The sequence below is a fragment of the Pseudomonas sp. NPDC088885 genome (assembly GCF_044750025.1).
Lineage (GTDB): Bacteria > Pseudomonadota > Gammaproteobacteria > Pseudomonadales > Pseudomonadaceae > Aquipseudomonas > Aquipseudomonas rustica.
Window position 1 is genome coordinate 1 of the sequence record NZ_JBIVJB010000186.1, and the last position, 3888, is coordinate 3888.

At 60.6% G+C, this 3888-nt stretch carries 3 protein-coding genes and 1 pseudogene; all 4 read left to right on the forward strand.

Features of this window, described 5'->3' with window-relative positions; genetic code table 11:
• Positions 1-213 (forward strand): annotated as a pseudogene (locus ACIP1X_RS28080) (acetyl-CoA carboxylase biotin carboxylase subunit); the annotation flags it as partial.
• A gap of 260 nt (positions 214-473) precedes the next feature.
• Entirely contained in the window at positions 474-1352 is an 879-nt protein-coding gene (prmA, locus tag ACIP1X_RS28085) for a 50S ribosomal protein L11 methyltransferase (RefSeq protein ID WP_400755899.1), read from the forward strand.
• Positions 1353-1382: 30 nt separating this feature from the next.
• A complete protein-coding gene (locus ACIP1X_RS28090; protein ID WP_053116904.1) occupies positions 1383-2669 on the forward strand; it encodes a DUF3426 domain-containing protein in 1287 nt (428 codons plus the stop codon).
• Positions 2670-2854: 185 nt separating this feature from the next.
• Positions 2855-3865, forward strand: coding sequence for a tRNA dihydrouridine synthase DusB (gene dusB / locus ACIP1X_RS28095; RefSeq protein ID WP_053116903.1), 1011 nt, complete (start codon positions 2855-2857; stop codon positions 3863-3865).
• The last annotated feature ends 23 nt before the right edge of the window (positions 3866-3888 follow it).

A 3888-nucleotide genomic window follows, 5' to 3' on the forward strand; every position in this document is an offset into this window, starting at 1 on the left:
AACTACGACTCGCTGATCGGCAAGCTGATCACTTACGGCGCGACCCGCGACGAAGCCATGGCCCGCATGCGCAATGCCCTGGACGAAATCGTGGTTGACGGGATCAAGACCAACATCCCGCTGCACCGTGATCTGGTTCGTGATGAAGGCTTCTGCAAGGGCGGTGTGAACATTCACTACCTCGAGCACAAGCTGGCTGGCGAGAAGCACTAAGCTTCAGCCCGCACCAGACAAAGCCGCCTTCGGGCGGCTTTGTTGTTTCAGATCATTACTCATACCCCCCTTGTGGGAGCGAGCCTGCTCGCGAAAGCGGTGTATCAGATCCATATGCATTAACTGACACTCCGCTTTCGCGAGCAGGCTCGCTCCCACAGGGTGCAATGCATCTCCCACAAACCTAACGCGCTCGCGTAAACTTGCGCGCTTCTCGCCGGCCGCTAGGCTGCAATCAATATTTTTCAAAGGTGCCCGCCATGCCTTGGCTGCAAGTACGTCTCGCCATCAGCCCGGAACAAGCCGAAACCTACGAAGACGCTTTCCTTGAAGTGGGCGCCGTGTCGGTGACCTTCATGGACGCTGAAGATCAGCCGATCTTCGAACCGGAACTCAATACCACCCCGCTGTGGGCACACACGCATCTGCTGGCGCTGTTTGAGGGCGGCACGGAACCGGTACCGGTTCTGGCCCATCTCGAACTGCTGACCGGCAGCCCGCTGCCCGAGCATCACAGCGAAGTCATCGAAGATCAGGATTGGGAACGCAGCTGGATGGACGGTTTTGAGCCGATGCGTTTCGGTCAGCGTCTGTGGATTGTGCCGAGCTGGCACGCCGCGCCGGAGCCTGACGCGGTCAATCTGCTGCTCGATCCGGGCCTGGCTTTCGGCACCGGCACCCACCCGACCACCGCGCTGTGCCTGGAATGGCTCGACGGTCAGGATCTGAAAGACTGCAACGTGCTCGATTTCGGTTGCGGTTCGGGGATTCTGGCCATCGCCGCCCTGTTGCTCGGCGCGAAAGAAGCGGTCGGCACCGACATCGACGTGCAGGCGCTGGAAGCATCGCGCGACAACGCCGGGCGCAACAACATCGCTGATGAACTGTTCCCGCTGTACCTGCCGGAAGATCTGCCGCAGGTGCAAGCCGATGTGCTGGTCGCCAACATTCTCGCCGGCCCGCTGGTTTCGCTGGCGCCGCAACTGTCCAGCCTGGTGAAATCCGGTGGCCGTCTGGCGTTGTCGGGCATTCTTGCCGAGCAAGGTGATGAAGTCGCCGCCGCTTACGCGCAGGATTTCGACCTCGACCCGATCGCCAATCGCGATGGCTGGGTGCGCATCACCGGCCGTCGGCGCTAATATGACCGCCTGCACAATCCGGATCGCCGCATGACCGACAGCTTCGTCACCCAGTGCCCGCATTGCCAAACCAGTTTCCGTGTCAGCCATGCTCAATTGAGCGTGGCCCGCGGGGTGGTTCGCTGCGGCTCCTGCCTGCAAGTGTTCAACGCGGCCAAACAGCTGCTGGAACAACACGCCGGCAAGGACGCGGTGACGCCGGTCGCGCCATCGATTGTCGAGCCTGCGCCGATTGTCGAGGCCGCGCCCGTTATCGAGCCGCCGCCCATCATCGAGCCGCCCGCACCGCGCGCCATCAGCCAAAAACAGTGGAGCGCGTCCGAGCTTGACCTCGACAGCCTCGATCTGGACGAAGAACTCGCCCGCCTCGAACAACGGGAAATCCAGCCGACCACCGAATTCGGTCGTCAACGCGAAGATTCCCTGAGTGCTCGCCGCGACAGCCCTGAGCCGGATGAAACGGTTTGGCGCGATACTCTGTTCAGCGAACGCGCCGATGAGCACGCCGCCGAACACGAAGAGCACGAAGAACACGAGCCAGAAGTTGTCGACATCGAGCCGGTGAAATCCGCGCGCACCGAGCCTTCGTTGTCGCTGGAACCGGTGGATCTCGACGACGAGCCGGCCATCCCGCAATTACGCCTGCACGACCCGATCGATCCGAACGCCCGTCGCGAACGTTTTTCCGCCAGCGATGACAGCGAAGACGACGACCTGCCAACGATCACCCCGTTGCGCAAAAAGCGTGACCGCGCAGACCCCGGCGTGCGCGCCGAAGTCCTGCAGGATCTGACCGACGACCCGCTGCAACTCGACTGGCAGAAGCGCCGCTCGCCGTGGGGCCGGCGCATGCTTTGGCTGTTGTTGGTGCTGCTGGCGGCGGGCGGTCTCGGCGCGCAGTACGTTGCTTACCATTTCGACGAACTGGCGCGGCAGGATCAATACCGACCATGGTTCCAGGAGATCTGCCCGCAGATCGGCTGCACCGTGCCGTCGAAAGTCGACATCGCCCGAATCAAAAGCAGCAATCTGGTGGTGCGCAGCCATCCGGAGTTCAGCGGTGCCTTGGTGGTCGACGCGATCATCTATAACCGCGCGACGTTCTCGCAGCCGTTTCCGCTGCTGGAACTGCGTTTCGCCGACCTCAACGGTCACTTGATTGCCAGTCGTCGGTTCAAACCCGGCGAATACCTGAGCGGCGATCTCGAAGGCTTGGCGGAAATGCCACCACAGACGCCGATCCACATTGCGCTGGATATTCTCGATCCAGGCCCGAAAGCGGTGAATTACAGCCTGAGTTTTCACTCGCCCGAGTGAATCGCTTCACCGTTTCTCGATTGACGGCAGTTTTCTGACTGAGCGGCGGGCAACCAAACCGCTGGCAATAACAGAATAACTGTTCAGATTTTGTTCAATTCAGCCTTTATCCAGTCATCGAGAGCGGGTATCATGCCAACCCTTTTTCGAACTCTCATGATCCGGCCCCACTTCAGGGAAGTCCTATGTCGGCGGTACGCATCGGCCCATACATATTGCAGAACGGCTTGATTCTCGCCCCGATGGCGGGTGTCACCGATCAGCCCTTTCGTCAGCTGTGCAAGCGTTTGGGCGCAGGGCTTGTAGTCTCGGAAATGGTCACCAGCGACATGAGCTTGTGGAACACCCGCAAGTCGCGCATGCGCATGATCCACGAAGGCGATCCCGAGCCACGCTCGGTACAGATTGCCGGTGGCGACGCGCAGATGCTGGCGGATGCAGCCCGGGCCAACGTTGAGCTGGGCGCACAGATTATTGATATCAACATGGGTTGCCCGGCAAAGAAGGTCTGCAACAAGGCCGCCGGTTCCGCGTTGTTGAAAGATGAAGCACTGGTGACCGAGATCCTGCAGGCCGTTGTGGCTGCGGTTGATGTGCCGGTCACCCTGAAGATCCGCACCGGTTGGGATCGCGACAACAAGAACGGTCTGACCGTGGCGAAGATCGCCGAGCAGGCCGGGATCACCGCGCTGGCAGTGCATGGCCGCACTCGCGCCGATCTGTACAAAGGTGAAGCCGAATACGACACGATTGCCGCGATCAAGCAGGCCGTGTCGATTCCGGTGTTTGCCAATGGCGATATCGATTCGCCGGAGAAGGCCCGTTACGTGCTCGACGCGACCGGAGCCGATGGCCTGTTGGTAGGCCGCGCCGCCCAAGGGCGGCCATGGATTTTTCGCGAGATCGATCATTACCTGCGCACGGGCGAGAAATTGCCGGCGCCGCAGTTGATCGAAGTGGAACACATACTGCTAGAGCATCTGGCCGCACTTCACGCTTTCTATGGGGATGTGATGGGCGTGCGCATTGCGCGCAAGCATGTGGGCTGGTATCTCGCAACCTTGCCGGGCGCCAAGGAGTTTCGCGCCCACTTCAATCGTTTGGATGGTACGGAAACACAATGCGCCAATGTTCGGGAGTTCTTCGCCGAGCATTACAAGAGCCTGACAGGGGACGAAGAAGGGGTGGCCGCATGACGATGATGACCGAGACTTTAGTG